Origin of the sequence: Microbulbifer okhotskensis (assembly GCF_023895975.1) — a bacterium.
GTDB lineage: Bacteria > Pseudomonadota > Gammaproteobacteria > Pseudomonadales > Cellvibrionaceae > Microbulbifer > Microbulbifer okhotskensis.
Genome location: NZ_JALBWM010000327.1, coordinates 1 through 842, shown reverse-complemented (window position 1 = coordinate 842; position 842 = coordinate 1). Strand labels below are relative to the sequence as shown.

General features: G+C 41.0%; 1 protein-coding gene. It reads right to left on the bottom strand.

Features of this window, described 5'->3' with window-relative positions; all coding sequences use genetic code 11:
• Window positions 1–246: 246 nt before the first annotated feature.
• A complete protein-coding gene (locus tag MO867_RS22345; RefSeq protein WP_252473271.1) occupies window positions 247–702 on the bottom strand; it encodes a hypothetical protein in 456 nt (151 codons plus the stop codon).
• Between the last annotated feature and the right edge of the window lie 140 nt (window positions 703–842).

The window sequence follows — 842 nt, the reverse complement described above, 5'->3', positions numbered from 1 at the left end:
GACTACCAATAATCCACTAGCAAGAGCGGTTACACAGAATTATTTACACCCTCTCGCTAGCAAACTGTGATCCCAGTTTTGAATACCATCGCGAAGAAGATCAAAACTACCCTAATGAAGCAAAAATAAGGGCGAGTTATCGCAGTGTCGAATACCCAACATGAATGAATGACACCATAAAGGCACTGATTCAACAGCCTACAATATACAAGTCTAAGGGAGAAAAGATAGGAAGCGCTTCAAAATCTATTGTGTTTTAACTTCTATTGAAAACTCTATCCCCTCAACAGAATCAAAGTAATCTGGATTCTTAGGATTACTGATCAGCTTACCTCCAAACGTCACTCCATCTTCATCCGAATTCTGATCAAACAAGTTTGGAAGAATATTCTTTCTGGAAAAATCATATCTATCCGCAGGAACCACGTCTGCCTCTATCGCAACACTTGTATCTATAGGTTTACGATCAACTTTATTAACTGCCACACCTGCAGCCCCCTGAATAACTTCGACGGCTTTTAATCTATTACCTGCCTGCAAGTGACCGGGGGCATTGGAGTCTTCAGTTTGATAGACCAAATCCGTACCAGTCTCACCAAAACTCTCCTGGGAACTTGGCTCAATTTCTTTTCTTACTCCAGCAGGCTCACTACAACAAAGCAATCCAAAAACTAAAAAAACAGCTAAACCATTTTTGATCACGTCACCACCAACATCAAAAATAACCCAAGAGACAAGAGCTAAAGTACAGTGACACTTGGGGAATGCGTTTCTGCCATATCTTATTCTACAACACTTCGGACAGTTTCATACAGCTATAGCCCCATAGTCACTGTACTGCT